Annotated in this window: 28 protein-coding genes; 11 read left to right on the top strand and 17 right to left on the bottom strand. The window is 72.6% G+C overall.

Going from position 1 to position 24461, the window contains the following annotated elements; translation table 11 throughout:
- Positions 1-2: 2 nt before the first annotated feature.
- Positions 3-716 (top strand): hydrogen peroxide-dependent heme synthase, encoded by a 714-nt coding sequence (gene hemQ, locus ABT078_RS00175; protein WP_351222132.1) that lies wholly within the window; start codon positions 3-5, stop codon positions 714-716.
- A 60-nt stretch (positions 717-776) separates the two neighbouring features.
- Here the strand turns inward: hemQ and ABT078_RS00180 are convergent, their stop codons facing one another.
- The 8 genes from ABT078_RS00180 to ABT078_RS00215 form a co-directional block, all read right to left on the bottom strand.
- Positions 777-2387 (bottom strand): alpha/beta hydrolase, encoded by a 1611-nt coding sequence (locus ABT078_RS00180; RefSeq protein ID WP_351222134.1) that lies wholly within the window; start codon positions 2385-2387, stop codon positions 777-779.
- 85 nt (positions 2388-2472) lie between these two features.
- On the bottom strand, positions 2473-3300 hold the full coding sequence (locus tag ABT078_RS00185) for a TIGR04222 domain-containing membrane protein (protein ID WP_351222136.1): 828 nt from the start codon (positions 3298-3300) through the stop codon (positions 2473-2475).
- A 9-nt stretch (positions 3301-3309) separates the two neighbouring features.
- Positions 3310-3576, bottom strand: coding sequence for a hypothetical protein (locus tag ABT078_RS00190; RefSeq protein ID WP_351222138.1), 267 nt, complete (start codon positions 3574-3576; stop codon positions 3310-3312).
- Positions 3577-3643: 67 nt separating this feature from the next.
- Positions 3644-4618, bottom strand: a complete 975-nt coding sequence (locus ABT078_RS00195; protein WP_351222140.1) for a TIGR04222 domain-containing membrane protein — start codon at positions 4616-4618, stop codon at positions 3644-3646.
- 275 nt (positions 4619-4893) lie between these two features.
- Positions 4894-5943 (bottom strand): TIGR04222 domain-containing membrane protein, encoded by a 1050-nt coding sequence (locus tag ABT078_RS00200; RefSeq protein WP_351222142.1) that lies wholly within the window; start codon positions 5941-5943, stop codon positions 4894-4896.
- A 5-nt stretch (positions 5944-5948) separates the two neighbouring features.
- Positions 5949-7529 carry an MbnB/TglH/ChrH family RiPP precursor modification enzyme gene (locus ABT078_RS00205; protein WP_351222144.1) on the bottom strand — a complete coding sequence of 527 codons (1581 nt, stop codon included), beginning with the start codon at positions 7527-7529 and terminating at the stop codon, positions 5949-5951.
- Positions 7530-7635: 106 nt separating this feature from the next.
- A complete protein-coding gene (locus ABT078_RS00210) occupies positions 7636-8418 on the bottom strand; it encodes a DUF4142 domain-containing protein (RefSeq protein ID WP_351222146.1) in 783 nt (260 codons plus the stop codon).
- 203 nt (positions 8419-8621) lie between these two features.
- Positions 8622-9338, bottom strand: coding sequence for a peptidyl-tRNA hydrolase (locus ABT078_RS00215; protein WP_502981112.1), 717 nt, complete (start codon positions 9336-9338; stop codon positions 8622-8624).
- A gap of 72 nt (positions 9339-9410) precedes the next feature.
- Here ABT078_RS00215 and ABT078_RS00220 point away from each other — a divergent pair, with 72 nt between their 5' ends.
- Positions 9411-10088: an AIM24 family protein gene (locus tag ABT078_RS00220; protein ID WP_351222150.1), complete on the top strand. Its 678-nt coding sequence runs from the start codon at positions 9411-9413 to the stop codon at positions 10086-10088.
- On the opposite strand, the gene ABT078_RS00225 is transcribed toward ABT078_RS00220, so the two are convergent.
- On the bottom strand, positions 10067-10321 hold the full coding sequence (locus tag ABT078_RS00225) for a hypothetical protein (protein WP_351222152.1): 255 nt from the start codon (positions 10319-10321) through the stop codon (positions 10067-10069). The two genes, ABT078_RS00220 and ABT078_RS00225, sit on opposite strands and share 22 nt — an antisense overlap.
- A gap of 71 nt (positions 10322-10392) precedes the next feature.
- On the opposite strand from ABT078_RS00225, the gene ABT078_RS00230 reads away from it, so the two are divergent.
- Together ABT078_RS00230 and ABT078_RS00235 are read left to right on the top strand one after the other, a co-directional pair.
- On the top strand, positions 10393-10812 hold the full coding sequence (locus ABT078_RS00230) for a hypothetical protein (protein ID WP_351222154.1): 420 nt from the start codon (positions 10393-10395) through the stop codon (positions 10810-10812).
- Between the two features lie 62 nt (positions 10813-10874).
- A complete protein-coding gene (locus ABT078_RS00235) occupies positions 10875-11066 on the top strand; it encodes a hypothetical protein (RefSeq protein ID WP_351222156.1) in 192 nt (63 codons plus the stop codon).
- A 131-nt stretch (positions 11067-11197) separates the two neighbouring features.
- Here the strand turns inward: ABT078_RS00235 and ABT078_RS00240 are convergent, their stop codons facing one another.
- A complete protein-coding gene (locus tag ABT078_RS00240; RefSeq protein ID WP_351222158.1) occupies positions 11198-12208 on the bottom strand; it encodes a polysaccharide deacetylase family protein in 1011 nt (336 codons plus the stop codon).
- Positions 12209-12370: 162 nt separating this feature from the next.
- Between ABT078_RS00240 and ABT078_RS00245 the strand changes: the two genes are divergently transcribed.
- A complete protein-coding gene (locus ABT078_RS00245) occupies positions 12371-13486 on the top strand; it encodes a S1 family peptidase (RefSeq protein WP_351222160.1) in 1116 nt (371 codons plus the stop codon).
- Between the two features lie 157 nt (positions 13487-13643).
- Here the strand turns inward: ABT078_RS00245 and ABT078_RS00250 are convergent, their stop codons facing one another.
- The 3 genes from ABT078_RS00250 to zapE form a co-directional block, all read right to left on the bottom strand.
- Positions 13644-13877: a hypothetical protein gene (locus ABT078_RS00250; RefSeq protein WP_502981113.1), complete on the bottom strand. Its 234-nt coding sequence runs from the start codon at positions 13875-13877 to the stop codon at positions 13644-13646.
- A gap of 277 nt (positions 13878-14154) precedes the next feature.
- Positions 14155-14580, bottom strand: a complete 426-nt coding sequence (locus ABT078_RS00255) for an OsmC family protein (protein WP_351222162.1) — start codon at positions 14578-14580, stop codon at positions 14155-14157.
- 51 nt (positions 14581-14631) lie between these two features.
- Positions 14632-15687 carry a cell division protein ZapE gene (gene zapE, locus ABT078_RS00260; protein WP_351222164.1) on the bottom strand — a complete coding sequence of 352 codons (1056 nt, stop codon included), beginning with the start codon at positions 15685-15687 and terminating at the stop codon, positions 14632-14634.
- Between the two features lie 52 nt (positions 15688-15739).
- On the opposite strand from zapE, the gene ABT078_RS00265 reads away from it, so the two are divergent.
- The 4 genes from ABT078_RS00265 to msrB all read left to right on the top strand — a co-directional run bounded on the left by ABT078_RS00265 (position 15740) and on the right by msrB (position 19421).
- Complete coding sequence (locus ABT078_RS00265) at positions 15740-16504, top strand: pyrimidine reductase family protein (RefSeq protein ID WP_351222166.1); 765 nt, start codon at positions 15740-15742, stop codon at positions 16502-16504.
- A gap of 104 nt (positions 16505-16608) precedes the next feature.
- Complete coding sequence (locus ABT078_RS00270; RefSeq protein ID WP_351222168.1) at positions 16609-17079, top strand: indole-3-glycerol phosphate synthase; 471 nt, start codon at positions 16609-16611, stop codon at positions 17077-17079.
- Between the two features lie 503 nt (positions 17080-17582).
- Positions 17583-18980 (top strand): UDP-N-acetylmuramate--L-alanine ligase, encoded by a 1398-nt coding sequence (gene murC / locus ABT078_RS00275; RefSeq protein WP_351222170.1) that lies wholly within the window; start codon positions 17583-17585, stop codon positions 18978-18980.
- A gap of 33 nt (positions 18981-19013) precedes the next feature.
- The gene (gene msrB, locus ABT078_RS00280) at positions 19014-19421 is read left to right on the top strand and encodes a peptide-methionine (R)-S-oxide reductase MsrB (protein WP_351222171.1); all 408 of its coding nucleotides are present in this window, start codon (positions 19014-19016) and stop codon (positions 19419-19421) included.
- Between the two features lie 85 nt (positions 19422-19506).
- On the opposite strand, the gene ABT078_RS00285 is transcribed toward msrB, so the two are convergent.
- From ABT078_RS00285 to ABT078_RS00295, 3 genes are all read right to left on the bottom strand, one after another.
- A complete protein-coding gene (locus tag ABT078_RS00285) occupies positions 19507-19947 on the bottom strand; it encodes a hypothetical protein (protein WP_351222173.1) in 441 nt (146 codons plus the stop codon).
- An 86-nt stretch (positions 19948-20033) separates the two neighbouring features.
- A complete protein-coding gene (locus tag ABT078_RS00290) occupies positions 20034-21683 on the bottom strand; it encodes a hypothetical protein (RefSeq protein ID WP_351222175.1) in 1650 nt (549 codons plus the stop codon).
- An 11-nt stretch (positions 21684-21694) separates the two neighbouring features.
- On the bottom strand, positions 21695-22120 hold the full coding sequence (locus tag ABT078_RS00295) for a VOC family protein (RefSeq protein WP_351222877.1): 426 nt from the start codon (positions 22118-22120) through the stop codon (positions 21695-21697).
- A 93-nt stretch (positions 22121-22213) separates the two neighbouring features.
- Here ABT078_RS00295 and ABT078_RS00300 point away from each other — a divergent pair, with 93 nt between their 5' ends.
- Both ABT078_RS00300 and ABT078_RS00305 read left to right on the top strand, forming a co-directional pair.
- Positions 22214-22843 carry a nucleoside/nucleotide kinase family protein gene (locus ABT078_RS00300; RefSeq protein WP_351222177.1) on the top strand — a complete coding sequence of 210 codons (630 nt, stop codon included), beginning with the start codon at positions 22214-22216 and terminating at the stop codon, positions 22841-22843.
- A gap of 31 nt (positions 22844-22874) precedes the next feature.
- Positions 22875-23381 (top strand): N-acetyltransferase, encoded by a 507-nt coding sequence (locus tag ABT078_RS00305; protein WP_351222179.1) that lies wholly within the window; start codon positions 22875-22877, stop codon positions 23379-23381.
- Between the two features lie 303 nt (positions 23382-23684).
- Here ABT078_RS00305 and ABT078_RS00310 read toward each other — a convergent pair whose 3' ends face one another.
- Entirely contained in the window at positions 23685-24344 is a 660-nt protein-coding gene (locus ABT078_RS00310; RefSeq protein ID WP_351222181.1) for a DUF4232 domain-containing protein, read from the bottom strand.
- Positions 24345-24461 lie beyond the last annotated feature (117 nt).

Genomic DNA, 24461 nt, shown 5'->3' on the forward strand with positions numbered 1-24461 from the left:
CTATGAGTGCGCCCGAAAAGATCCCGAATGCCGGTAAGAAGGCGAAGGACCTCAACGAGGTCATCCGCTACACCCTGTGGTCAGTTTTCAAGCTGCGCGACGTACTGCCCGAGGACCGCGCCGGGTACGCCGACGAGGTCCAGGAGCTGTTCGACCAGCTCGCCGCGAAAGACGTCACCGTTCGCGGCACGTACGACGTGTCCGGCCTGCGGGCCGACGCCGACGTGTTGATCTGGTGGCACGCGGAGACCGCGGAACAGCTCCAGGAGGCGTACAACCTCTTCCGCCGCACGAAGCTGGGCCGCGCCCTGGAGCCGGTGTGGTCGAACATGGCCCTGCACCGCCCCGCCGAGTTCAACAAGTCGCACATCCCGGCCTTCCTCGCCGACGAGACGGCCCGCGACTACGTCTCGGTGTACCCCTTCGTGCGCTCGTACGACTGGTACCTGCTGCCCGACGAGGACCGCCGCCGCATGCTCGCGGACCACGGCAGGATGGCACGCAGCTTCCCGGACGTGCGCGCGAACACGGTCGCCTCGTTCTCCCTCGGCGACTATGAGTGGGTCCTCGCCTTCGAGGCCGACGAGCTCTACCGCATCGTCGACCTCATGCGCCACCTGCGCGCCTCCGAGGCCCGCAGGCACGTCCGCGAGGAGGTCCCGTTCTACACCGGACGACGCAAGTCGGTCGCGGATCTGGTGGCGGGCCTGGCCTGACGGCTTCGCAGGACCTGGGGCGGGCCGCGGGTGCGGCCCGTCCCCTTTTGACCCGGAAGATCAGACAGCCGGCGGCAGCGCGCGCTCGACCGCCCGCTGGTCCACCGACACCGGGTCCGGCTCCGGGTGCGGCGCGCAGTCCGCGCGCCGCACCGGCGTTCTGCCGGTCAGCAGATACGTCTGCATGTGCCCGTTGATGCACGCGTTCTCGCCGGCCGCGATGCCGTGCGTACCGGCACCCCGCTCCGTGACCAGCACCGAGCCGTCGAGCCGCCGCTGCAGCTCCTGCGCACCCGCGTACGGCGTCGCCCCGTCCCGCTCCGCCGCCAGGATCAGCACGGGCGGGATCTCGCCGGGACCGGTGCGCACGTCGAGCGGCTGCTGCCGGGGTCCGGACCAGTACGCGCACGGCAGGTTCATCCACACGTTGGCCCAGGTCTCGAACGGCGCCCGGCGAGCCAGCGCCGTGTTGTCGCGGTCCCACACGTTCCAGTCCGTGGGCCAGGGCGCGTCGTTGCACTCTACGGCCGTGTAGACGGCGTCGCCGTTCTCCGTCTCGGCCGCATCGTCCGGATCCGGGGCGGCCTGTGCGACCAGCGGCCCGTGATTGCCCTTCAGATACTCCGAGAGCGCGTGCGCCCGCCGCGGCCAGTAGTCGTCGTAGTAGCCGGCCTGCAGGAACGCCCGCTGCAACTGCACGGTCCCCACCGTGCCGCCCGCCGGCTCGAGCGACAGCCGGGCCCGGGCCTTCTCGTAACTGAGCAGCACCTGCTGGGGTGTCGACCCCAGACCGTAGGTCTTGTGGTGCCGGGCGACCCAGGCGCGGAAGTCGGCCCACCGGCGTTCGAAGGCGAGCGACTGCGTCAGATTGCTGCGGTACCAGATGTTCGACGGGGTCGGGTCGACCGCCGAGTCGAGGACCATGCGCCGCACATGCCCAGGGAAGAGCGTGGCGTGCAGGGCGCCCAGGTACGTGCCGTACGAGGAGCCGAGGAAGGTGAGCCGCTCCTCGCCCAGTGCGGCCCGCAGCACCTCCAGGTCGCGGGCGTTGTTGAGCGAGTGGAAGTGGCGCAGGTCCGCGCCCGCGTTCCGGGCGCAGCCCTGCGCATAGGTCTTCGCCCGGGCGATCCGCTCCAGCTTGTACGCGGCCGAGGGCTCGGCCGGTGTGTGCGTCGGGGCCTTCGTGAAGTCGGACGGGATCTGGCAGGACAGCGGGGCTGAGCGGCCCACGCCGCGGGGGGCGTAGCCGACCAGGTCGTACGCCGCGGCGATCCGCTTCCACTGGGGGTGCCTGGACGCCTTCGGGAAGTACATGCCCGAGCCGCCGGGCCCGCCGGGGTTGTAGACGAGCGCGCCCTGGCGCTCCGCGGGCGTGCCCTTGGCCTTCACCCGGCTGACGGTGAGCCGGATCTGACGGCCCAGCGGATCGGCGTAGTCGAGCGGGACCGCGAACGTGCCGCACTCGACGTGCTTCGGTAGGTCCTCCACCTCGGGGCAGACGCCGAACGAGATCCCGGCGATCTTCGCGCGTGCCGCGGCGACGACGGTGCCGCGGCCCTCGGGGGTGAGGAGGTCGTCACCGGGGGGCGCGCCGGCACCGCCCGCCGGTGTGGCGGCCAGCGCCGACAGGACCAAGGAGCCGACGGCTCCGTACAACGTCAGTGCTCTCATCGCATTTCCCCTTCGTACCCACGGCCGTGGGTCGAAGATCACCAGAGCGCCGCGGCTTGTAAAGCACCGCTGTTCGGTGTCGGCGTCAATGACCCCCATGCGTGAACCGGCGGTCGGCGAGAGCCGCCCGCAGCGCCGGATCGTCGAGTGCCCGGATTCCGCGGACGGCCACGGCGGTCAGCACGGCGCGCTCCCCGCCGCCGGCGGGCCGGGTCGGGAGTGCGCGCAGCAGCCGCTGCCCGGCCGGGGACGCCCAGCGGGTGTACGGGTGGATCTCGACACGGGCGATGCCGAGGCAGCCCAGGGTCAGCACCAGGGGGAGCGCGAACCAGGCGGCGACATGCCCGGGCGGGCTCTGCTCCTGAGGAAGCATCAGCAGCGCGGCGGCCGCGAGCGCGAGGGTGAGCGCGGTCGCGGCCCACACGGCCCTTACGGCACTCGCCAGGACCGCCCTCGCCGCGTCGGGTACGGCGAGGCCGGCGGTCACGAGCCGGTCGGCCAGGGCGTGTACGGCGCCGGCGGCGGCCGTCGCGTGCCGTATCGCGGCGGTACGGGACCGGCCGTCCGGGCCGATCGCACGGATCACCGAGCGCTCCAGGTCGTCCGTGCCCTCCGGGTCGACGACGGTGGCCCACCCGGTGTGCGCGAGCAGCAGCCGCCGTGCGCGGTGCATGGAGACCAGCGTCAGCTCGGCCACGCGATGCGGGCCGCCGGCCAGGAACGCGGCCTCGTAGAGGCTCAGCTCGTGGTCGCTGTCGTCGTCGCCGCGGTCATGGTCGCGGTCGTGGCGCTGCTGGTGAAGGGCGTCGCCGGCGGCTTCTTCGCGGGCCGCGCCGGTGGCGGCGAGACAGAGCCGGACGCAGCTGATGCCGGCGGCGGCCCAGGCCGTGAGCAGGAGAGGAACCCAGAACATGGCGGAGTTCTACGCGAGATCACCGTCCGGGCGCCATCGGAATGTCAGGATCCGGACGGACGGAGGGACCGGGAAGGGACGGACGGAGGGACCGGGGGAGGGACGGACGGGCGCACGGACGGGTACGGAACCGGCCTCGAGGTCTGCGGTCCCGGTTCCCGAGCGGTCCGCGTACGACCGGAGGGGGAACACGAGGGCGGCGATGGTCGCCGTCAGGGCGACGACGACCAGGCCGGTGCTCATGGTGCGCGGGGTGAGGACGGTGTGGGAACGCATCGTGCCTCCTGCGGGCGGCCCGCACGCTACCGGGCCCGGTGCTGATCCCGTGAGCGGTTCAGGGAAGTCAGCTGGAACTGCTCCCTCCGCCGCAGCTGGAGCCCCCGCCTCCGCCGCAGCTGGATCCACCGCCGGAGCTGCCACCGCAGCCGTAGCCACCGCTGCCGCCGTCCGCGCCCCCGCAGCCCCCGCCACCGGAGCCGTCGGCGCCGGCGATGGACGCAGCGCACCACACGACGGGCAGGACATCGGTGGACGATCCGTCCGCCGCCGCCGGCCGCGTGGCCCATACCATCCCGGCGCCCGCCACCAAGCGGTCCCGGAGTATCGGGTCGGGCACCGCGCGCACGCCGCGTAGTGCCACGAGCTGCCCAGCGTCACTCGAGCGGGCGTGGGCCCTGGTGTACTCGGCGGCGGCACGCCTGCCCGCCTTCGTGACTTTTGCTTTCGCCCTGCTCCGGCAGACGGCCCCGACGGCGAGGCCCACGAGGCAGGCGGGCAGGACCTTCACCACGAACGGCAGGGGGAGGTTGGCGTACCCGTCGCGCCCGATGTACTGCACGGCGGTCAGGCCCATCGAGGCCGGGAGCAGCACGAACGAGCAGACCCACTGCGTGGACGCCCAGATGCGCCAGGTACGCAGGGACCGGGGCTCGACCATCAGCCCGCGCGCCGCGAGCCGGTTGCCGATCTCCTGCACGGCTGGGTTGCGCATCGCGTCGCGCCGAAGTGTGTTCAGCGCCCCGTTCGGCGCGGCAGCCGACGCCTCGATCACGGCGCGCTCGACCGGGTCGCCCGATTCCGGCCGCACGACGGAGACGAGGCCGGGGAAGCCGACCGCGAGCCGCCCGTCCACGGCCATCGCGGCGACCGCGGAGTCGACGACACGGGCGGGCCCCCCTTTCAGGAACGCCACTTCCCTGACGTCGTGCACGGGGCCGCCGGGGCCGCGGCGGCGGGTGGCCGCGAGACCCCGGATCAGCAGCACCGAGGAGACGGCCACGGCGAGCGTCACCAGCACGGCGATGATGTTCAACAGCATCGGGCACCTCCTGACGAGGGCGGCGCGTGCCGCCCGTAAGAGACGGGTCGAGCGACGAGGCGGCCGGGTCCCGGCCCGGTCCTGCCACCAGTGCGTGAGCCGCCGTCGCGTGACCGGTCCTCCGGCCGCCCGGCGATCAGCAGTTGCTGTCGGCGAAGTCCAGGGCGTCCCAGCGCGCTGGGTGGGATGGGAAAGGTGTGGGAACGCATCGTGCCTCCTGCGTGCGGCCCGCACGCACTGGGCTCGGTGCCGATCCCGTGAGCGGTTCAGGGAAGTCAGCTGGAACTGCTCCCTCCGCCGCAGCTGGAGCCCCCGCCTCCGCCGCAGCTGGACCCTCCGCCCGAGCTGCTCCCGCACGAGGAACCCCCGCCTCCGCCGGAGGAGCCTCCGCCGCAGCCACTGCTGCAGCCCCCGCTACCGCCGCACGTGCTGCCGCCCGCGCCGCCGCAGCCACCCCCGCCGGAGCCGCCGGAACCGTCCGAGGATGCGCACCACACGACGGCCGGCACGAAGACGTCGTCGGACCCGTGGCCACCGGCGGGCCGTGCCCGACCGGTCCGTACGAGCCGGGCTGCCGCCACCAGCTGGGCCTGGAGCACCGGGTCGGGCAGCGCGCGCAGCCCGCCCAGTGCCACGCGGTGGCCCGCGTCGGCGGCGTACACATGTGCCATGGCGTACTCGGCGGCGGCGCGCCTGCCCGCGTCGGTGACCTTTCGGTTCGCCCTCGCCGCGCACGTGAGCCCGATGATCAGGCCCGCGAAGAAGGCGGGCAGCACCTTCACGACGAAGGGCACGGGCACGTCGGAGAACCCCTCGGCCAACCCGTCGTGCGTCGCGTACTGGACGAACGTCAGAACGATCGAGAACGGGAGCAGCACGAAGGAGCAGATCGTCTGCGTCAGGCCCCAGCGGCGCCACTTGGCGAGGCCGTGGGGCTCGATCATCAGGCCGCGCGTGGCGAGCCCGTCGCCGATCTCCTGAACGGCGGGGTTGCGCATCACGGCGAGCCGCACCGTGTGCAGGGCCCCGTGCGGCGCGGTGGCCGCCTCCTGGAGCACGGCACGCTCGACCGGGTCGTTGGCCAGCGGTCGCACCACGGCGACGATGCCGGGGCCACCGACGGCGAGTCGCCCGTCCGATGCCATGGCGGCGAGCGCGGTGTCGACGACCCTGGCGGGCCCGCCGTTGAGGAACGCGACCTCCATGAGGTCGTGCACAGGACCTCCGGGGCCGCGGGGGCGGGTGGCGGACAGGCCTCGGATCAGCTGCGTCGAGGAGACGGCCACGGCGATCGTCACCAGCAAGGCGAGCACGTTGAAGAGCATCTGGGTCACCTCCTGACGAGGGCGGCGCGGGCCGCCCGCACGAGACGGGTCGAACGACGCGGCGGCCGGGCCCCGGCCCGGTCCTGCCACCAGTGCGTGAGCTGCCGGCGCGCGCCCGGGTCGTCCGGCCCCCCGGCCATCAGCAGGTGCTCGGCGAAGTCCAGGGCGTCCCTGCGGTAACCGTCCCGCATGGGCAGGGCCCTGGCGTACGCCAGGAACGCGGCCCGATAGCCGACCCCGAGAATCTCCGGCAGCTCGGGGGCCACCTTCGCGACGACATCGGCCCGCTTGGCGGCGAGCGCCCGGCTCTGCACCCGAAGCCGTCGCGAGTCGAAGCCCTCCGGCGCGGGCGTCCCGGCGACGAGTGCGGACAACAGGGCGGCCTGCGCGAGCCCGAGGCGCTCGCGTTCACGGGAGTGGGCGTCCGCGTCCACATGTGTGCCCGCGTCGACACCCGTGCCTGTGCCCGTGCCCGTGCCCGTGCCTGTGCCCGTGCCTGTGTCCGCGTCCGCGTCCACACCCGTGCCTGTGCCCGTGCCTGTGTCCGCGTCCACGTCCACACCCGTGCCTGCGTCCGTGCCTGTGTCCGCGTCCACGTCCACACCCGTGCCTGCGTCCGTGCCTGTGTCCGCGTCGACACCCGTGCCTGTGCCCGTGCCCGCGTCCACACCCGCGGACGCGGGTACGGACACCTTGCCGCCGCGCACCGCCGCGGCGTCCGGCGTGGCTGCCGACGGCCCTGTCCGCGCGGACGACGGGGCGGCCACGGTCTCGCGGATCGTCTCCAGCTCCGCCTCGAGTTCCCCCGGCGGCGGGAAGTCGTCGTCCCGCTCCAGCAGCACGCCGGGCGGGTCCGTGCGGGAGCGCAACTCCGCCAGGATGTCCAGGACCGGGCGGGTCACCGGGTGGGCGTGGGTGTCGTGCCAGACGCCGTCGCGTTCGACACCGCCCGCGACGTGGACGTACGCGATGGCCTCGACCGGCAGCTCGTCGAGCGCGGCCACCGGGTCCTCGCCGCGGTTGACGTGGTTGGTGTGCAGGTTGGCGACGTCGATGAGGAGACGCACGCCGGTGCGTCCGACGAGCTCGGCCAGGAACTGACCCTCCGTCAGTTCCTCTTCGGGCCAGGAGATCAGCGCGGCGATGTTCTCCAGGGCGAGCGGCACCGGCAGCGAGTCCTGGGCGATGCGGACGTTCTCGCAGAGGACGTCCAGGGCGTCCCGGGTGCGCGGGACCGGCAGCAGATGGCCTGCCTCCAGGCGCGGGGACGCGGTGAGCGGGCCGCCCGCGCGGACGAAGGCGATGTGCTCGGTGACCAGCGGGGCGCCGAGCGCTTCCGCCCGCTCGGCGAGGTCCGTCAGCCGGGCCGGGTCGGGGCGCTCGGCGCCGCCGAGGCCCAGGGAGACTCCGTGCGGGACGACCGTGACGCCGCGCTCCCTCAGCCGTACGAGGGAGTCCGGCAGGTGCCCGGGGCACACGTTCTCCGCCACGACCTCGACCCAGTCGAGGCCTGGCAGCCGTTCCACGCTGTCGGCGATCTCCGGGCGCCAGCCGATGCCCGTACCGAGCCTGTCGAGCTTCTTCATGAGTCCCCCTCCTCTGCATGTGCAGGGGTCATGGCCCCGCCGGACCCTGCCGAATCCAGAGGAGGGGACGTTCAGAGGTTGATTTGAGGTTCCTGCGGAATCCGGGTCACTGGGACGATCCGGGCGCGGGCCGGTTCGTGTTGACCGCCGTGGGCGGCCCGGGCTGTGTGGAAGGCCGCGAGGTGAACGACTGGTCGCTGCCGGTCGGACCGGCCGGGGACGGTGCCGGCGGCAGGTTGCCGTTCGGGGGCGGCGGGCCCGTCGGACTGGCCGTCGCCAGACCGGCCGCGTCGTTGGCGATCGCGTCGAAGTCCACCATGCCCGTGCTCTCCAGCATGGTGATGTGGTCCAGCACGGTCTGGTTGGCGTCGCTCGCCAGCTGGCGTATCAGTGTGTTCCGCGTCGTGTGCCGGACCTGCGCGACCAGCGCGAAGACCTTGCCGTGTGCCATGCGCAGCAGGTTCGCGAACTTGTACTCGTACTCGCGTCCACTGGCCGCCGACAACTCGCGCAGCCAGCCCTGCTGTTGCTCGGTCGGCTGGTTCGGCAGCTCGACGCCGAGCTTCGCCGCCACATCGCGGGACCGCTGGTCGAGGTCCGTGTGTCCCACGACCAGGTGGTCACCCGTGTCCTTGATGGCCTGGCTGGGGGCACGCTCGATGGCCTGCTGGCCCGCGGGCAGCTCCCAGAGTCCGGCCAGCCGCACCTTGACCAGGAAGTCGCGGTCGGTCGCCGACAGGGGGCCCCACTGCGTCGCCACGCTCGACGCGTTGAGGTTGGCCTGCCCGGTCCCCGAGCGGTCGGCGTACGACCAGACGGGGAACGCGAGCGCGCCCACTGTGACGACCAGGGCCGCGATGATGAGTGCTGTCCCGTTGATGCGCCGCAACAAGTGTTCCTCCCGAGCCGTTGTGCGTACCGCAGAATCAACCGGCAACCGAACCGGCGGTTCAACCTACTTGGCAGTACCGGAAGGTACGCAACGGGGCCGGGTTCCGTTCAGTGGCGTACGGAACCCGGCCTCGGTCCGGTCGGCGGTGTCCGGGTTCGTGGGCGATCGTCCCGGCGCCCGCGAACCGGCCCGCGAGCGGTTCAGTCGCGTACGGGGTGGTCGGCGACGACCGTGACCGAGCCCGGTGCGATCTCCGTGAAGCCCGCGTCGCGGACCGTCGGCAGGCCGCTCCCGACGAGTTCGGCCCAGCGGTCGGCCCGCGCCGTCCGCACGGCCAGCGGGAACCCGGCCTCGTGCCACGCCTTGCGCTCGGCGTCGTCCATGGCCCACCACAGCAGCTGCGCGCCGTGCCCGACCTGCGCCATCTCCTTGCCCGTCGACATGCGGAGGTCGGGATTGAGCCAGATCACGGCCCGGCCGGGGCCGATGTCACCGGCCGGCTCATCGGCGTCCTCCAGCTCCGTCCCCGACACCTGCAGCTTCGCCAGGTCCTTCGGCCAGCCGTCGAGCGGCACCGGCGGGAACACCCGCACCTCCGCGGACCCGCCCGTCACCGTGATGCCGTCGAGCGCCGACGCCTTGCGCCACTCCGCGCCGCGCGCCCGTCGCACCACCTTGCGGATCCGGGCGTCCTGCCAGTCCCGCACGGCCTGCGCCCACGGCCCGTCCCCGAGCGAGCGCTCGTCGGAGAGCATCACGAGCACCGCGCGCGCCGCGGTCTCCAGCGCGTCGGTACGGGACGGGGGAGCGGTCCTTTCGATCCGCACGACGAGCGGGAGAACGAACTGAGGGGCCTCGTCGCGCGTGCTGCGCTCCTGTCGGAAAGGGCTGTCGGGACGGCTGTCATGGCTGCTCACCCGGACAGTCTGCCAAAAGCTCATCCTGGAGGATGTTGGCGGAACGAAATCCTCCGGGCGACGATGCCCCGCATGAAGAGCGATCTTTTTGCCACCGAGAACATGGCGCAGCAGGCCTCCGTACCCGGCATGAGCCTGCAGAACGCCAAATCGATCAAGTACGCGGTCAACGGGGAGATGCTCGCGCGGCAGGGCTCGATGATCGCCTTCCGCGGCAATCTGCAGTTCGAACGCAAGGGCCAGGGCATAGGCGGCATGCTCAAGCGCGCCGTCACGGGCGAGGGCCTGCCGCTGATGGCCGTACGCGGCCAGGGCGAGGCATGGTTCGCGCACGAGGCCGCGAACTGCTTCATCGTCGACATCGAGCAGGGCGACGCGCTCACCATCAACGGCCGCAACGTGCTGTGCTTCGACTCCACGCTGTCGTACGAGATCAGGACCGTGAAGGGCGCCGGAATGACCGGTGGCGGCCTCTTCAACAGCCTCTTCAGCGGATACGGCAAGCTCGGCGTCATCTGCGAGGGCAGCCCCATAGTGATACCCGTGTCGGCGCAGCAGCCGGTGTATGTCGACACCGATGCGGTCGTCGGCTGGAGCGCGCAGCTGAACACCTCGCTGCACCGGTCGCAGTCCATCGGTTCGATGCTCCGCGGCGGCTCGGGCGAGGCGGTCCAGCTGATGCTCCAGGGCGAGGGCTTCGTCATCGTCAGGCCCAGCGAGGCCACCCCTCAGAAGGCCGCCGCCAGTTGAGACTGCGGGTCGCCGGCCGCCGTTGCGGACCGGCCGGGCCGTGGGTGCTGCGCGGGGTCGGCCTCGACCTGCCCGTTCCTGGCCGCCGGGGTCCGGTCCGGGCGGCCCGTCCTGGACTTGCTCGGGTACGCCCCCGCCGCGCTGGTGCCCGTCGCCGCGTGGGCGGTCCGGGTGTGCGTGAACCAGGAGCCCGCCGCGGCACGGGGCGTCGCGACGGCCACCCGGCAAGCCACGCGTCCACCTGGCCGCGCCGGCAACGGCCACCGGTTGGGCCGCGGCCCTCGGCTGCGTCGGTACCGGCGTCGTGGCGGTGGTCAGCGAGCCGATGAGCGGCGACAACCAGGTGCAGGTGGCCCTGCTGCCCGCGACCGTTGCGGGGCTGCCGGCCGCGGTGGTCTGCGTCCTGACGGGTGCCTCGGCGGGCGCCCTGTGCATCCGGCCGCTGCTGCCCGGCCGCGGCTGGTCGATCGCCGCCACCGCCCTGGCCTCGCTGCTGGTCCTGGTCGCCGCCGGCTCCCCGGCGGAGGCCGCCGTGACCGCCCTCGTCACCGGCTCCCGCACGGGCACCGTGCACCACGCGGTGGTGCCGCCGGTGCTGGTGGTCGCGGGCGGGGTGGCCGCGCTGGTGTGTCTGCTGAGCCCTCGACGCGACGACGGCGACCGAGGGCGACGGCGACCAGCGGCGATGGTGACCAGGGGCGACAGCGACGAGCGGCGATGGTGACCAGGGGCGACAGCGACGAGCGGCGACGGTGACTCGGGACGACGGTGACTAGACTCGTACGTATGAGCGACCTCTCTCCGTACTGCGAGCCCTCGGTCAGCGCGCCGTCCGCCACACCGGAACAGGCAGAAGGGCCGTTCGCGGACTGTGTGCTGTGCGGAGACCCGACCGAGTACCCCGAGTCGGTCAAGGGCGCCACCCTGTGCCCGGTCTGCGAATGGCGCGAGGCCGAGCGCACGGCCTGCTCCGGCTGACGCCTGCGGCGGGCCTGCTCCCCGGCATCCCCAGCCCTCGTTGCGGGGACGTCGGCGGGCGGGCCGGACCCTCTGGGGCCCGTCCGGCGATCGAGGACGGGCCGCCCGGACGGTGGCGTGCGTGCGCTGCCCTACTGTTCGCGCCCCGCCGCCATCAGTTCCGAGACCTTCACGAAGCGGTAGCCGCGCTTCCGTAGCACCGGCACGATGCGTTCGACCGCCCGCTCGGTGACCGGCGCCGCGCTGCGCGTGCAGTGCATGACGACCAGGGAGCCTGGCCTGACGCCTGCCAGGACCTGGTCGGCCACCGCGGCCGGGTCCTTGGCGAAGGCATCGCCGCTGATGACGTCCCACTGCACGGCGGTGACCTTCGTGGGCGCGAGGGCCCGCAGGGCGTCGTCGTCGTAACAGCCGCCGGGGAAGCGGAAGTACGGCACGACATTGCTCACCCCGGCCGTACGGAACACCTCGAACGCCCGCTCGACCTCCGTGGCCATCTGGTTCCGGTCGACCTCCGGCAGGCCGTAGCACGGGGACGCGAAGGCGTGGTGACTGTAGGAGTGGTTGGCGCTCTCGAAGAGCGGGTCGTTGCCGATGGACCGGGCCTGGCCGGGATACTCCTCCGCCCAGCGGCCGGTCATGAAGACGGTGGAGGGGACCTTCAGCCGGCGCAGCGTGGCGATGAGCGCCGGGTTGTCGAACCGCTCGCCGCGCGCGGCCATCGGTCCCTGATCCACCGTCATGACGGCATCGAAGGTGAGCGCGACGATCTTCTCCCCGGCCGCTGATCCGGCGGACGTCCGGTCGGACGTCCGGTCGGATGTCCGGTCGGACGTTCCGGCGGCCGTGCCGTCGGGGGCGTCGTCGGACTGCCGTGCCCGCTTGAACACCGGGGTCAGGCCCGCGGCTCCGGGCGCCATGGTGGGCGGCTGCGTCACGGCGACGGGCTGCTGCGTCGCTGACGGGGAAGTTCTGGCGGAGGGGCTGGGGGAGGGGACCGGTGGTGTGGCCCCCGCGGTCCCATCGGCCCCGACGGTCCCGCCCCCGCCTGTTCCTCCGCATCCGGCGAGCGCGACGACGAGCGCCACGGCCGCCGTCCACTGACGTGCAAAATTGGTCACTTGCGGAAAGTATACGATCATTCGCTGATGTCCTGAACGCCTCGCCCTGACATGCCGTCAAGAAGATTTCCCTGCCGCGGCGATGAACAGAACGACTGCCGCCATCCGTATGAAGGGCCGGACGCGTCCCCCGGTCGTCCCCCTCGACGACCGGAGTCCGTACCCCCCGCAGGAGGCGAAGAGTTGAGTCACAGGCGAATACCCAAGCGGAAGGCCATACTCGCGGGAGCCGGGGCGGTGGGCATCGCCGCAGCGGCCATACTGCTGCCGAATGCCAACGCCTCGCAGTCCGGGTCGGAGGACGACCGGCCGGGCTCTCCCGGAAAGATGAGCGCCGCGTCCGCCTCGGCGCTCCTCCAGCGGCTTGGCAAACAGCTCGGCGACTCCTACGGCGGCGCGTACTACGACGCCGCGGCGCAGCAGCTCGTCGTCAACGTCGTCGGCGACGACAGCGAGGCGGACGCCCAGGTCCGCCGGGCCGGCGCGGTGGCCAGGAGCGTGCAGAACAGCTCGACCGCGCTGAAGTCCGCCACCGACTCGCTGTCGCGCCGGGCCGCCGTACCCGGCACGGCGTGGGCCGTCGACCCGCGGACGAACCAGGTCGTGGTCACGGCGGACCGCACGGTCACCGGCGGGCGGTGGGACAGACTCGAGTCGGCGGTCGAGGCGCTCGGCGACGGTGTGGCCCGCATCCAGAAGTCCGCGGGTGAGTTCAAGCCGTTCCTCGAGGGCGGCGACGCCGTCTTCGGCGGCGGCTCGCGCTGCTCGCTCGGCTTCAACGTCACGACGCAGGACGGGCAGCCCGGCTTCCTCACCGCGGGACACTGCGGCGTCGCGGCCGAGCAGTGGTCGGAGGAAGCCGGCGGCGCGCCCGTCGGCACGGTCCAGGAGGCCGTCTTCCCCGGGGAGGGCGACTTCGCGCTCGTCACGTACGACGACCCGGGCACCGAGGCCCCGAGCGCCGTCGACGTGGGCGGCGGACAGCTCCTGGAGATCCAGCAGGCGGCCGACGCGGCCGTCGGCCAGGAGGTCTTCCGGATGGGCAGCACCACCGGTCTGCGGGACGGCCAGGTCACCGGCCTCAACGCCACCGTGAACTACCCGGAGGGGACGGTCACCGGCCTCATCCAGACCGATGTCTGCGCGGAGCCCGGTGACAGCGGCGGCGCCCTGTTCACCCGGGACGGGGCCGCGGTCGGTCTCACCTCGGGCGGCAGCGGCGACTGCACATCGGGCGGCGAGACCTTCTTCCAGCCGGTGACGACCGCGCTGGAGGCGGTCGGAGCGCAGATCGGCTGACATCGGTCACCACGAGGCGACCACGAGCGAACGAGGCGACCGCAAGGTGGCGCCAGTGTGCGCGAGTCGGCGGCCCCGGGCATCGGCGGATGCCCGGGGCCGCCGCCCACGTCCCGCCGTCACGGCTCAGGGCGCTTCCAGGAGCCCTTTCCTGCACTCAGCCACGTCGAAGTCCCCTGTCGGGTACCGCGGATCCGGCGAGGTGTCGGCCCATGGTGGCCGTCGCGGCGAGGCCCGCGGCCTTGCCCTCGGGACCGCCGGGTGTGGCCCGGGCGTCGTACGACGCCAGGTCGACGCTTTCGCCCGGTGGCACGCGGAGCAGGTCACGGAGCGGGCCGGGGTTCCGGCCGTTCTCCGAAGTCGACCAGCTCGTCGTCCCGCTTGTCGTCACCGCGCGCCCCTTCCCGTACCGGACCGATGCCTCGATCCTCTGCCGGAACGGGTACGCCCGCGAGCGGTGATGCTGAAGGACGGGATCTGACGTTCCATCGGCCGGGCGGGAGCAGGGATGTGACCCGCATGCGAGCAACACGCGTACTGCTGACGCACGCATGACGCATGACGCATGAGGTGTATCGCGTCACGCGTCACGCACGACGCGCATCGCATCACGCACGACGCCTACCGCAGCACGCATGCGGGCCACTCTGCCCGACAGGGCCCCTGCGTTATGCCAGCTTGGCGGTCAGGGTGATCGTCGTACCCGTCAGCGCCTGGCTGACCGGGCAGTTCTTCTTGGCGTCCTCGGCGGCAGCCTGGAAGGCCTCCTGGTCGAGGCCGGGAACCTGGCCCTCGACGGTCAGGTGGATGCCGGTGATGCCTTCGCCGGGCTGGAAGGTGACATCGGCCTTGGTCTCCAGCCGGGTGGGCGGGGTGCCCGCGCCGGTGAGGCCGTGCGAGAGCGCCATCGAGAAGCAGCTGGAGTGGGCGCCCGCGATCAGTTCCTCGGGGCTGGTCTTGCCGTTCGCCTGCTCGGCGCGCGACGGCCAGGAGACGGGCTGGCTCGGGATGCCCGAGGAGTCGAAGGTGACGACGCCCGAGCCCTTGAGCAGCTCGCCTTCCCAGACGGTGTGCGCCGTACGCGTGGTGGCCATGATGGATCCCTTCTCAACGAACACAATGAATCGGTTCCAACCGGCCCCAACCTACTGGTCCACGAGGCCCTTCGCGTCCCGGGCGAGGGCGGTCAGCCGAGAGATGGCGCGGAAGTACTTCTTCCGGTACCCGCCCTTCAACATCTCGTCACTGAACAGCCGATCGAAGGGGAGCCCCGATGCGAGCACCGGGACCTCCCGGTCGTAGAGCCGGTCGGCGAGCACGACGAGCCGCAGCGCAGTCGACTGGTCGGGCACCGGTTGCACGTCGGTGAGGCACACGGCGCGCAGCCCGTCGGTGAGCGCCCCGTAGCGGCTCGGGTGGACGCGCGCGAGGTGCTCCAGGAGCCTGGGGAACTCGTCGAGCGACGCGCCGTCGGTGGCGTACGCGGCCTTCGTGACCTGCTCGTCCGCGTACGGCGGCGGGGCCTCGGGCAGCCCGCGGTGGCGGTAGTCCTCGCCGTCGATGCGCAGGGGCCGGAAGTGCGCCGACAGGCCCTGGATCTCGCGGAGGAAGTCGGCGGCCGCGAACCGGCCCTCGCCGAGCTTCCCGGGCAGCGTGTTGGAGGTGGCCGCCAGCGCCACGCCCGCGTCGACGAGCTTGCCGAGCAGCGTCGACACGAGAACGGTGTCGCCCGGGTCGTCCAGTTCGAACTCGTCGATGCACAGCAGCCGGTGTCCGCTCAGCGTCTTCACCGTCTGCTGGAAGCCGAGGGCGCCGACCAGATTCGTCAGCTCCACGAAGGTGCCGAACGCCTTGAGAGCCGGCTCGGCGGGCGTCGCGTGCCAGAGCGAGGCCAGCAGATGGGTCTTGCCGACGCCGTAGCCGCCGTCCAGATAGACCCCGCGCGGCGCGGTCGGAGCCGCGGGCTTCTTCGCGAACCAGCGGCGCCTGCCGCTCCCGGTCGCGTGCGCACCGCCCAGGCCCGTGGCGAAGGCGCTCAGCACGGTGACCGCCTCGGTCTGGCTGGGCTGCTTCGGGTCGGGGACGTACGTGTCGAAGCGGACGGAGTCGAAGCGCGGCGGCGGCACCATCTCGGCGACCAGACGGTCGGCGGGGACGTGGGGCTCACGGGCGCACAGGGACAGCGGGACCGCTTCGGTCATGGGACTGGTCGACACAGTCCCCAACTCTACGGGCCGTGCCAGACTGCACGGTATGCGACGCCTGTTCCCTGTGACCGACCCGACAACCGACACCCGCGATCGGGAGTGGGGGCTCGACGAGCTGGCCGACGCCTACGCGTATCCCGCGGAGGACGGGGTGTGGCTGCGCGCCAACATGGTCTCCTCGCTCGACGGGGCCGCCCAGCACGAGGGCCGCTCGCAGCCGCTCTCCTCCGACATGGACATGCAGATCTTCGGCACCCTGCGGGCGCTGGCCGACGTGGTGGTCGTCGGTGCGGAGACGGTGCGCCAGGAGGGTTACCGCCCGGCCCGCGCCCGGGACGCCTTCGCGGCGCGCCGGGCGGCCGCCGGGCAGGGCCCCGCCCCGGCGATCGCCGTGGTCAGCGCGAGCCTCGACCTGGACTTCACCCTTCCGCTCTTCACCTCCCCGCTCGTGCCGACCCTGGTCCTGACCGGCGCCGCGGCCTCCCCGGACCGCCTGGCCGCGGCCGGGAAGGCTGGGGCCGAGGTGGTGATCGCGGGCGACGGTCGGGGCGTCGATCCGGCCCGAGCCGTACGGGCTCTGGCGGACCGGGGCCTGCGGCGGCTGCTCACCGAGGGCGGGCCGAGGATGCTCGGCCAGTTCATCGCGGCCGGGGTGCTGGACGAGCTGTGCCTGACCGTGTCGCCCACCCTGACCGCGGGGGACGCGCAGCGGATCGCGGGGGGCCCGTCGCGGGAGGTCCCTGAGCGCTTCGTGCTGGCATCGCTGCTGGAGGAGGCCGGGTTCCTGTTCACCCGCTACCGTCGGACCTGAGGGTCCGCGGAATTTGTCGTTCCGGTTATCTCGGGGCGGGCACTATTACTCTCAGGCCCCGTGCGTGCACGGGGAAGGATGGTTTCCGCAGAAGGGCTCCTGACGTGTTCACAAGCGTTCTGATGATCGAGAAGCCCCTCACGTCCACGGACGTGGAATTCGTCACGACCCTGCACGGTGACGAGTCCATCTCGTTCATCGTGCTCATGCAGCCGCGCGGCGACCAGGCGGATCTCCTGCTGCGCGCCATCGACGACGTCGCCATGGGCGAGCTGAAGGAAGCAGTCCGCGAGGGCGACGTGCCCGAGGGCGAGGAGGCCAGGAAGCCCGCGGAGCTCGCCCTGGAGCACTCGCTGACCGCGCTGCGGGCGGCCGGCTGCGAATCCGTCGGCCAGGTCGTCGAGGACCATCCGCTCAACAAGATGAAGTCCGTCGTCGAGGAGTCCGGCGCCGACGAGGTGATCGTGCTCACCGCTCCCCACTATGTCGAGGAGTTCTTCCACCGGGACTGGGCCTCCCGGGCGCGGCACAAGGTCGGCGTACCGGTGCTCAAGCTCTTCGCGCACAGCGAGTAGGCGCGGCGCCCGCCTCACTGCCCTGACTCGGAGCTGACGCGTCACGCTGTCGTCGTCGACGTCTCCGTTCCCCCCACCGCCGACACAGTGCGCCGACGCCGGGACACCGGCGGCACCGGGCCAGGAGCCGTCTCGACGAGGTGCCGGAGTGCGGTCGGCGACAAGCCGCCGCGCCCCGTGCCCGGCACCTGGGCAAGATCACGGTGTATGGGTGTCGCCTCCTGTTCGGCGCGGGCCTGGGCGGCAGCCGTCCGCCCGGCCCGGGGCGACTGCGGCGCCGTCTTCGGGCTGCCGCACCTGCCGTGAGCCCTGGCCACTGCCCTCGCCGCCCGCGCCCGCAGTGCGTGCGGGCCGCCTGTCTCTCCGCACACCTCTGGGGCCGCTGGACCGTGGGCAAGGAACTAGGCTGGGTGCCTCGCACGACGCCACACCGCACGACGCCACACCGCACAGTGCACCCGCACACCGCACGCTGCACACCTCGCACCCTGGGAGACACACGCATGGCATCCGGCATCCCCCACGCCATGGAACGGCCGCACTTCATCGGCATCGGCGGCGCCGGAATGTCCGGGATCGCAAAGATCCTCGCCCAGCGGGGCGCCAAGGTCGCGGGCAGTGACGCCAAGGAGTCCGCCACCGCGGAGGCGCTGCGGGCGCTCGGTGTGACCGTTCACATCGGACACTCCGCCGATCACCTCGCGGACGACGCCTCCTGTGTCGTCGTCTCCAGCGCGATCCGCGCCGACAACCCCGAGCTGGCCCGGGCCGCCGAGCTGGGCGTGCCGGTCGTGCACCGCTCCGACGCACTCGCGGCGCTGATGAGGACCGCGCGGACGATCGCCGTCGCCGGCACCCACGGCAAGACCACGACGACGTCGATGCTCGCCGTCGCCCTGAGTGAACTGGGCCTCGACCCCTCGTACGCGATCGGCGGCGATCTCGCGGGACCGGGGACGAACGCCCGCCACGGCGAGGGCGAGCTCTTCGTCGCCGAGGCCGACGAGAGCGACCGCAGCTTCCAGAAGTACGACCCGGACGTCGCGATCGTTCTCAACGTCGAGCTCGACCACCACGCCAACTACGCCTCGATGGACGAGATCTACGAGTCGTTCGAGGCCTTCGTCGCCAAGATCCCGGCAGGCGGCACCCTGGTCGTCGGCGAGCACGCGGGCGCCCGCGAACTCGCGTCGCGCGTCTCGGGCCGCGAGGACCTGACCGTCGTGTGCGTCGGCGAGTCCGCGGACTCCGACGTCCGGATCCTCGCGATCACCCCGAACGGCATGACCAGTGAGGTCACCGTCACCCTCCCGGACCACGGCGAGCTCACCTTCACCGTCTCCGTCCCCGGCCGCCACTACGCCCACAACGCCGCGGCCGCCCTCGCCGCCGGCGTCCGCACGGGCATCGACCCCGCCGACCTCGCCCGTGCCCTCACCGCGTACACCGGCGTCGGCCGACGCCTCCAGCTTAAGGGCGAGGCGAAGGGCGTCCAGGTCATCGACTCGTACGCGCACCACCCCACCGAGATGACCGCCGACCTGGAGGCCATGCGCGCGGCCGCCGGATCCTCGCGCCGGCTGCTCGTCGTCTTCCAGCCCCACCTCTTCTCCCGCACCCAGGAGCTCGGCACCGAGATGGGCCAGGCCCTCGCCCTCGCCGACGCCTCCGTGGTCCTCGACATCTACCCCGCCCGCGAGGACCCGATCCCGGGCGTCACCAGCGCCCTCATCACCGATGCGGCCACCGCGGCGGGGGCCCGGGTCACCGCCGTCCACGACAAGGCGACCGTCCCCGACGTCATCGCGGGAATGGCAGCGCCCGGCGATCTCGTTCTCACCATGGGCGCGGGCGACGTCACGGAACTCGGACCGGAGATCCTGACCCGCCTGGCGCCGTGACCCAGAGTGATTCGGAGCGAGGGAGAGCGAGCAATGGCGTACAACGTCGACAAGCCGGACGAGCAGTGGCGCGCGGAGCTGACACCGGCGGAGTACCAGGTCCTGCGCCAGGCCGGCACCGAGCCCGCCTTCCGCGGTGAGTACACGGACACCAAGACCAAGGGTGTCTACTCCTGCCGCGCCTGCAGCGCCGAGCTCTTCACCTCCGACACCAAGTTCGATTCCCACTGTGGCTGGCCGTCCTTCTACGACCCGAAGGACACGGACGCGGTCGAGCTGATCGAGGACCGCTCCCACGGCATGGTCCGCACCGAGGTGCGGTGCTCGACGTGCGGCTCGCACCTGGGGCATGTCTTCGAGGGCGAGGGGTTCGGGACGCCGACGGACCAGCGGTACTGCATCAACTCGATCTCGCTGCGGCTGGCGCCGGGCGAGGACTGAGGCTGCGGCCCGCTCCGGTCCGGCTGTCTGCCGGTGCCGTGCCGAGGCCGGCGACGCAGTGTGCGTCGCCGGCCTCGGCCATTCTTCACCTCAGCAGGTCGGCGGCCTCCTGGAAATCGGCGAGTGCCTCGGCGTAGCACTGGCCCGCGACGCGCAGCGTCGACCGGTCGGTCAGGGCTCTGGCCGGCATGGCGGAGCCGTGGTCCTTGTCCAGCTCGGCCAGTCGGCGTGCGAGCGTGACCCCCTCGTCGAACGGCGGACGCAGCGGTTCCATGATCAGGTAGGTCCGTGCCCACCAGTAGCGGGCTGATCGGATCGTCAGCCTGCGGTGCACGGCGACCAGCTCGGCGAGATGACGTCGTGGGTCGGTACGGGCAAGGGAGGCGAGGGCGGCGGCCTCGTGCTCGAGCGCGGTCCTACCGTCGAAGTACGCCTGCCTGAGGTCGGGAGACCAGCCGAGATCCGAGCCGAACGCCGGCGCCGGCTCGCGGGGCGATGCAGGCTGCTCGTCGGCTCGCCCCGACAAGCCCAGCAGGACCGCCCGCGTTCGCGCGGAACTGGTCCTGCTGCGATGGCAGGACCCCGCGACTCGTGGGAGAAGCCGCCCGACGTCTAACGCGGCAGGCGCGCCACCGCCCACTTCGCCTTCTGCGCCAGCGGCCCAAGAGCCTTGCGGGACGGCTCGGCGATCTCCCTGAGCAGCGTCCTGCCGTGGGACATGGCCTCGCGGGCGACGCTCGCGGCGTCGGAGCCTGCGCCGTCACCGGAGGCTGCGGAGGTGGCGTCGGAGCCCGGCTCGGCAGCGGCTTCGGCGGCGGAGAGGGCGAGGAGGAGGTACTCCTCCGTGACCCGTCCGCCGAACCGGCGTCGCCGCCGCCAGTCCGGCACCGCGTCCCGTTCCCGGGCGGCGGGCGGTTCGAGGCCGAGGTCCAGCTGGAGCTGGTCGGGGTTCTGGTCGGAGGCGCTCGCCGGGGCGGGCTCCAGGGCGGCGACGACCCGCTCCAGCGCACGCAGGGCCCCGGTCAGACCGGCCGCGCTGCGCTCGTACGCGGCCAGAACCAGCCCGGCCGACGCGCGATGCCATGCAGTGTCCTGCAGTGACACGACGTTGTACTGCGCACGCGCGGCCTGGGTGAAGTCGCCGAGCAGCGCCAGCTCCTGGGCGATCCCACTCAGGAGCTGCGCGTCGGGGCCGGTGTCGTCCAGCAACCGGATGAGGCCGACCCGGGCGAGTTCGGTACGGCCCTGGCGGCGGGCCAGCGTCACCCACGTCAACTCCGCTGCGGCGGACGGATCCTGGCCGTAACGCTCCGCGTCGAGCTCCCTCGCCCGGGCGGCGCGGGCCTCCGGCTCCTCCGGCAGCCACAGCGGTCCCCCGCGCAGCAGCGCGGCGTCCTCGGCCGGACCGTGGCGGCCCACCAGCACTGCCGCGAGGCGCAGCTCGTCGCTGTGACCCGTGTCAGCGGCCTCGCGCTCCAGCAAGTACCGCAGGACCGGGAGATCGGCGTCCCTTCGGTCGAACTGGGCTGCCCGCAGGACCGTCGCCCGCCGCACTGCATCCGCGGCCACGTCGTCCCAGGTGCCGCGGTCGCCCGCCGCCCGCATCGCGGCCAGATCCGCGCGGCCTGGGGCGAGGACGATGTCCCGGAGCGGGGTACGCGGATGGGGGTCGAGCAGTGCGTATGCCAGCCCTTCGTCGGCGTTGAGGAGCACATGCTCCGGCTCGGTGCGCAGCAGCGCGGCGTGCAGCATGCCGAGCAGTTCGACGGGGGAGCGCTCCGGGAGGCCGAGGGCGGTCCGCAGCTCGATGCGCTGCGCGTCCAGATCGGGTGCGTACGACTCCCGGATGCCGTCCTCCTGTTCGGCGACCGCCGCGAGGATGCGCTCCTCGCCCGCGTCCGGCGCGAGGGCGACGTAGTCGTACCAGCCGGGCAGCCCGATCAGGATCTCCAGCGCCTCGGTCACCGTGGCGCCGATCAGCCCGGCCTGCCCTTCGGACGAGGCGTACAGCACAGGTCCGTCCGTTCGGTCCGGTCCGTTCGGTCGGTCCGATCGGTCGGGGCCGCCGCACAGGAAGTACGTGCCGCCCGAGTCGTCGCCGGCCATCGGCTCCGGCGATGCGCCCGAGGCGAGCCGCACGGCTTCCCCGTGCTCGGCCCGCCGGAGGTCGAAGTCGAAGGGGAACGCCGCGAGTTGGGCGAGGCGTGGGTGCTCCCGGAGCAGGCGAAGCGGGTCGGTCGGGTCCGGCGCGGGGTCGGTCATGGGGTCGTACGCTACGCGGACGTCGTCGGCTGCAGCAGGTCCCAGCGGTTGCCGTACAGGTCCTCGAAGACGACGACCGTGCCGTACGGCTCGTGGCGAGGCGCCTCCAGGAAGCGCACCCCGGCCGCCGTCATCCGTGCGTGGTCGCGGGCGAAGTCGTCGGTGTGGAGGAAGAAGCCGACCCGGCCGCCGGTCTGTGCGCCCACACTCGCCAGCTGCTCGTCGTCCTTGGCGCGGGCGAGGAGAAGATCGGTACCGCTGCCGCCGGCACCGCCGCCATCGCTCCCGCTGCCGTTGCCGGGGCGGACGACGACCCAGCGCGAGCCGTCGCCGCGGTCCGTGTCCTCGACCAGCGTGAAGCCGAGAGCGTCCCGGTAGAAGGCGATGGCCTCGTCGTAGTCGCGGACGACCAGCGTGATCAGGGCGATACGGGGCAACTGGGCCGGCATCTGTTCTCCTCGGTGCGGGGGGCCCAGTATCGACCGTCTCGTCGACCGCTGTCGCGCGCGGCTCCGGGCACAATGCCTGGCATGGACCCGTCGATCGAGCAGCTCACCGACCGCGCCCGGCACCTCGCCCGCCCCGGTGCCCGCCGGGTCCTCGGTATCGCCGGGCCGCCCGGAGCCGGGAAGTCGACGCTCGCCGAGGAGCTCGTGGCGCGGCTGGGCGGGCTCGCCGTGCTCGTACCCATGGACGGGTTCCACCTCGCCCAGGCCGAACTGGAGCGGCTCGGACGGGCTCGGCGCAAGGGCGCGCCCGACACCTTCGACGCCGCCGGATACGCCGCACTGCTCGCCCGGCTGCGCGCCCCCGAGGCGGGCACGACCGTGTACGCGCCCGCCTTCGACCGCGGCCTGGAGCAGCCCGTGGCCGGCAGCATCCCCGTCGCGCCGGACCTCCCGCTGGTCGTCACCGAGGGCAACTACCTCCTGCACGACGAGGGGCCCTGGGCGCGGATCCGCGCCCTCCTCGACGAGGCGTGGTACCTGGACCTCGACGACGCTCGGCGCGTGCCCCGTCTCATCGACCGCCACGTCCGCTTCGGCAAGGAGCGCCCGTACGCCGAGCGCTGGGTCAGGGGCTCGGACGAGGCCAACGCCCGCCTCGTCGCACACAGCCGGCACCGCGCCCATCTGACGGTGCGGATGGACCAGCCGTGAATCGCTTGATCCACCGTTCTATGGTTCCCGCATGACGACGACGCCCCGCCTGGAGAAGATCACCCCCGGCAATCTCGACGCCGCGATCGGCCTGAAGGTCCGTCCGGACCAGGAGCATCTGGTCGCGCCGGTGGTGAAGTCCCTCGCCGAGGCGTACGTGCACCCCGGCGTGGCCTGGCCCCGCCTCATCCTTGACGGTGACCGGCCCGTCGGCTTCCTCATGGCCTTCTTCGGCATCGACTTCGCCGGCGACGGCACGGGCACGGACGTCCGTTCCGGCCTCTGGCGCCTCAACATCGCCGCCGGAGAGCAGGGCCGGGGATACGGCCGCTTCGCGGTCGAGTCGGTGGCCGCCGAGATCCGCCGCCGTGGCGGCATCCGGTTGACCACGACCTGGCACCCCGGCGAAAGCGGACCGGAGGGCTTCTACCTGGGGCTCGGCTTCCGGCCGACGGGTGAGACGAGCGGGGATCAACGCGTGGGCGAGCTGGAGTTGGCCCAGGACGGAGTCGGCCCCGGGAACCGGACCGTCCGCTGACCGCCGGGAACCGGCCGAGCATTGAGGGAGATCGGCGTGTGCGGCTGCCGTGGGAGCGCCGGCAACCGCTCACCGGCCCGCGCCCGTCGGCGCTGGGCCGTGTCGGAGAACTCCCGCCCGGCCCGCGACGCCTGGCACGCACTCCCCCCGCAGCTCTTCGGGCACGCGAGGTGCCCCGACGCCGCGTTGTCCCAGTCATCCGCGTAAGTCCGGTGCGAGGATGATCCTCCGCCTTGCGACTGCAGGCACCGGACGCCGCGAGCCCCGCCCTGCGGGCGGACGGCGCCAGTTCCCGCACACGGCCTAGTCGACGACCTTCTGCCACGCCGTCGTGCCGAGCAGTCCCGTGCCGCCGACATCGAGTCCGCCCTCCGGTTCCACCGTCTGCCGGTCGCCCCCGGCGGCCGGCGCGATCTCCACGTACACGCCGCTCCCGCGCTGTGTCGCCGGGTCGACGGCCGAGTAGCGCCAGACGAACACGCTGTACGCCGACTCTCCGGCCCGCAGGGCCACGGGGTGCGGTCCCGGGTCGTCGAGCGTGGTGATCGGTCCCGACCCCTTGAGCACAGTGACGTTCATGCGCTTGCGGTCCACGTCCCGCACCCGTACATCGGGATAGCCGTTCAGCCGCTGGTCGCGCTCACCGCAGTTGGTGAGGGTCACGGTCATGGCACGCAGCCCCATGGCGGCGGTCACCACGCCGGCCGACACCCGCACACCTGCGCCCGGGCAGCCCTGCCCGTCCTCGGACGGCGGCAGGCCGGCGGCACCTCGCGTGGGCGGCTGCGCACCGGCCGACGGACCGGTGCCCGACCGGTCCTCGGCCGAAGACCGGGGCTGCGTCTGCGCTGCGGTCCGTTCGGGGTCGACCTCGCGGTCCAGTTCTGCCGGGAGCCCGCACCCGGTGGTCAGGGCGGCCACCGCCGCCAGGATCAGCGCATGTCTCACAGATATGACGGTCACGCGGCGATCATCACACGCCGTCACCCCCCTCGGTCGTGATTCGCCGGACGCTCTGTACGGCCCGCGGCCCGAGCGACGCGTGGCGGGGGTCCGGGCCGCGCCCGGGCACGAAATGCT

This window comes from Streptomyces sp. NPDC002133 (assembly GCF_040296405.1).
Classification (GTDB): Bacteria; Actinomycetota; Actinomycetes; order Streptomycetales; family Streptomycetaceae; genus Streptomyces.

What these genes read in the sequence shown, in the direction of transcription:
- ABT078_RS00200 (WP_351222142.1), bottom strand. Translation starts at nt 5,943, where the DNA reads ATGCTCTTCAACGTGCTCGCCTTGCTGGTGACGATCGCCGTGGCCGTC.
- zapE (WP_351222164.1), bottom strand. Translation starts at nt 15,687, where the DNA reads ATGACCGAAGCGGTCCCGCTGTCCCTGTGCGCCCGTGAGCCCCACGTC.
- ABT078_RS00190 (WP_351222138.1), bottom strand. Translation starts at nt 3,576, where the DNA reads ATGCGTTCCCACACCGTCCTCACCCCGCGCACCATGAGCACCGGCCTG.
- hemQ (WP_351222132.1), top strand. Translation starts at nt 3, where the DNA reads ATGAGTGCGCCCGAAAAGATCCCGAATGCCGGTAAGAAGGCGAAGGAC.
- ABT078_RS00290 (WP_351222175.1), bottom strand. Translation starts at nt 21,683, where the DNA reads ATGACCGACCCCGCGCCGGACCCGACCGACCCGCTTCGCCTGCTCCGG.
- ABT078_RS00205 (WP_351222144.1), bottom strand. Translation starts at nt 7,529, where the DNA reads ATGAAGAAGCTCGACAGGCTCGGTACGGGCATCGGCTGGCGCCCGGAG.
- ABT078_RS00220 (WP_351222150.1), top strand. Translation starts at nt 9,411, where the DNA reads ATGAAGAGCGATCTTTTTGCCACCGAGAACATGGCGCAGCAGGCCTCC.
- ABT078_RS00265 (WP_351222166.1), top strand. Translation starts at nt 15,740, where the DNA reads ATGCGACGCCTGTTCCCTGTGACCGACCCGACAACCGACACCCGCGAT.
- ABT078_RS00300 (WP_351222177.1), top strand. Translation starts at nt 22,214, where the DNA reads ATGGACCCGTCGATCGAGCAGCTCACCGACCGCGCCCGGCACCTCGCC.
- ABT078_RS00305 (WP_351222179.1), top strand. Translation starts at nt 22,875, where the DNA reads ATGACGACGACGCCCCGCCTGGAGAAGATCACCCCCGGCAATCTCGAC.
- ABT078_RS00240 (WP_351222158.1), bottom strand. Translation starts at nt 12,208, where the DNA reads ATGATCGTATACTTTCCGCAAGTGACCAATTTTGCACGTCAGTGGACG.
- murC (WP_351222170.1), top strand. Translation starts at nt 17,583, where the DNA reads ATGGCATCCGGCATCCCCCACGCCATGGAACGGCCGCACTTCATCGGC.
- ABT078_RS00235 (WP_351222156.1), top strand. Translation starts at nt 10,875, where the DNA reads ATGAGCGACCTCTCTCCGTACTGCGAGCCCTCGGTCAGCGCGCCGTCC.
- ABT078_RS00255 (WP_351222162.1), bottom strand. Translation starts at nt 14,580, where the DNA reads ATGGCCACCACGCGTACGGCGCACACCGTCTGGGAAGGCGAGCTGCTC.
- ABT078_RS00180 (WP_351222134.1), bottom strand. Translation starts at nt 2,387, where the DNA reads ATGAGAGCACTGACGTTGTACGGAGCCGTCGGCTCCTTGGTCCTGTCG.
- ABT078_RS00185 (WP_351222136.1), bottom strand. Translation starts at nt 3,300, where the DNA reads ATGTTCTGGGTTCCTCTCCTGCTCACGGCCTGGGCCGCCGCCGGCATC.
- msrB (WP_351222171.1), top strand. Translation starts at nt 19,014, where the DNA reads ATGGCGTACAACGTCGACAAGCCGGACGAGCAGTGGCGCGCGGAGCTG.
- ABT078_RS00195 (WP_351222140.1), bottom strand. Translation starts at nt 4,618, where the DNA reads ATGCTGTTGAACATCATCGCCGTGCTGGTGACGCTCGCCGTGGCCGTC.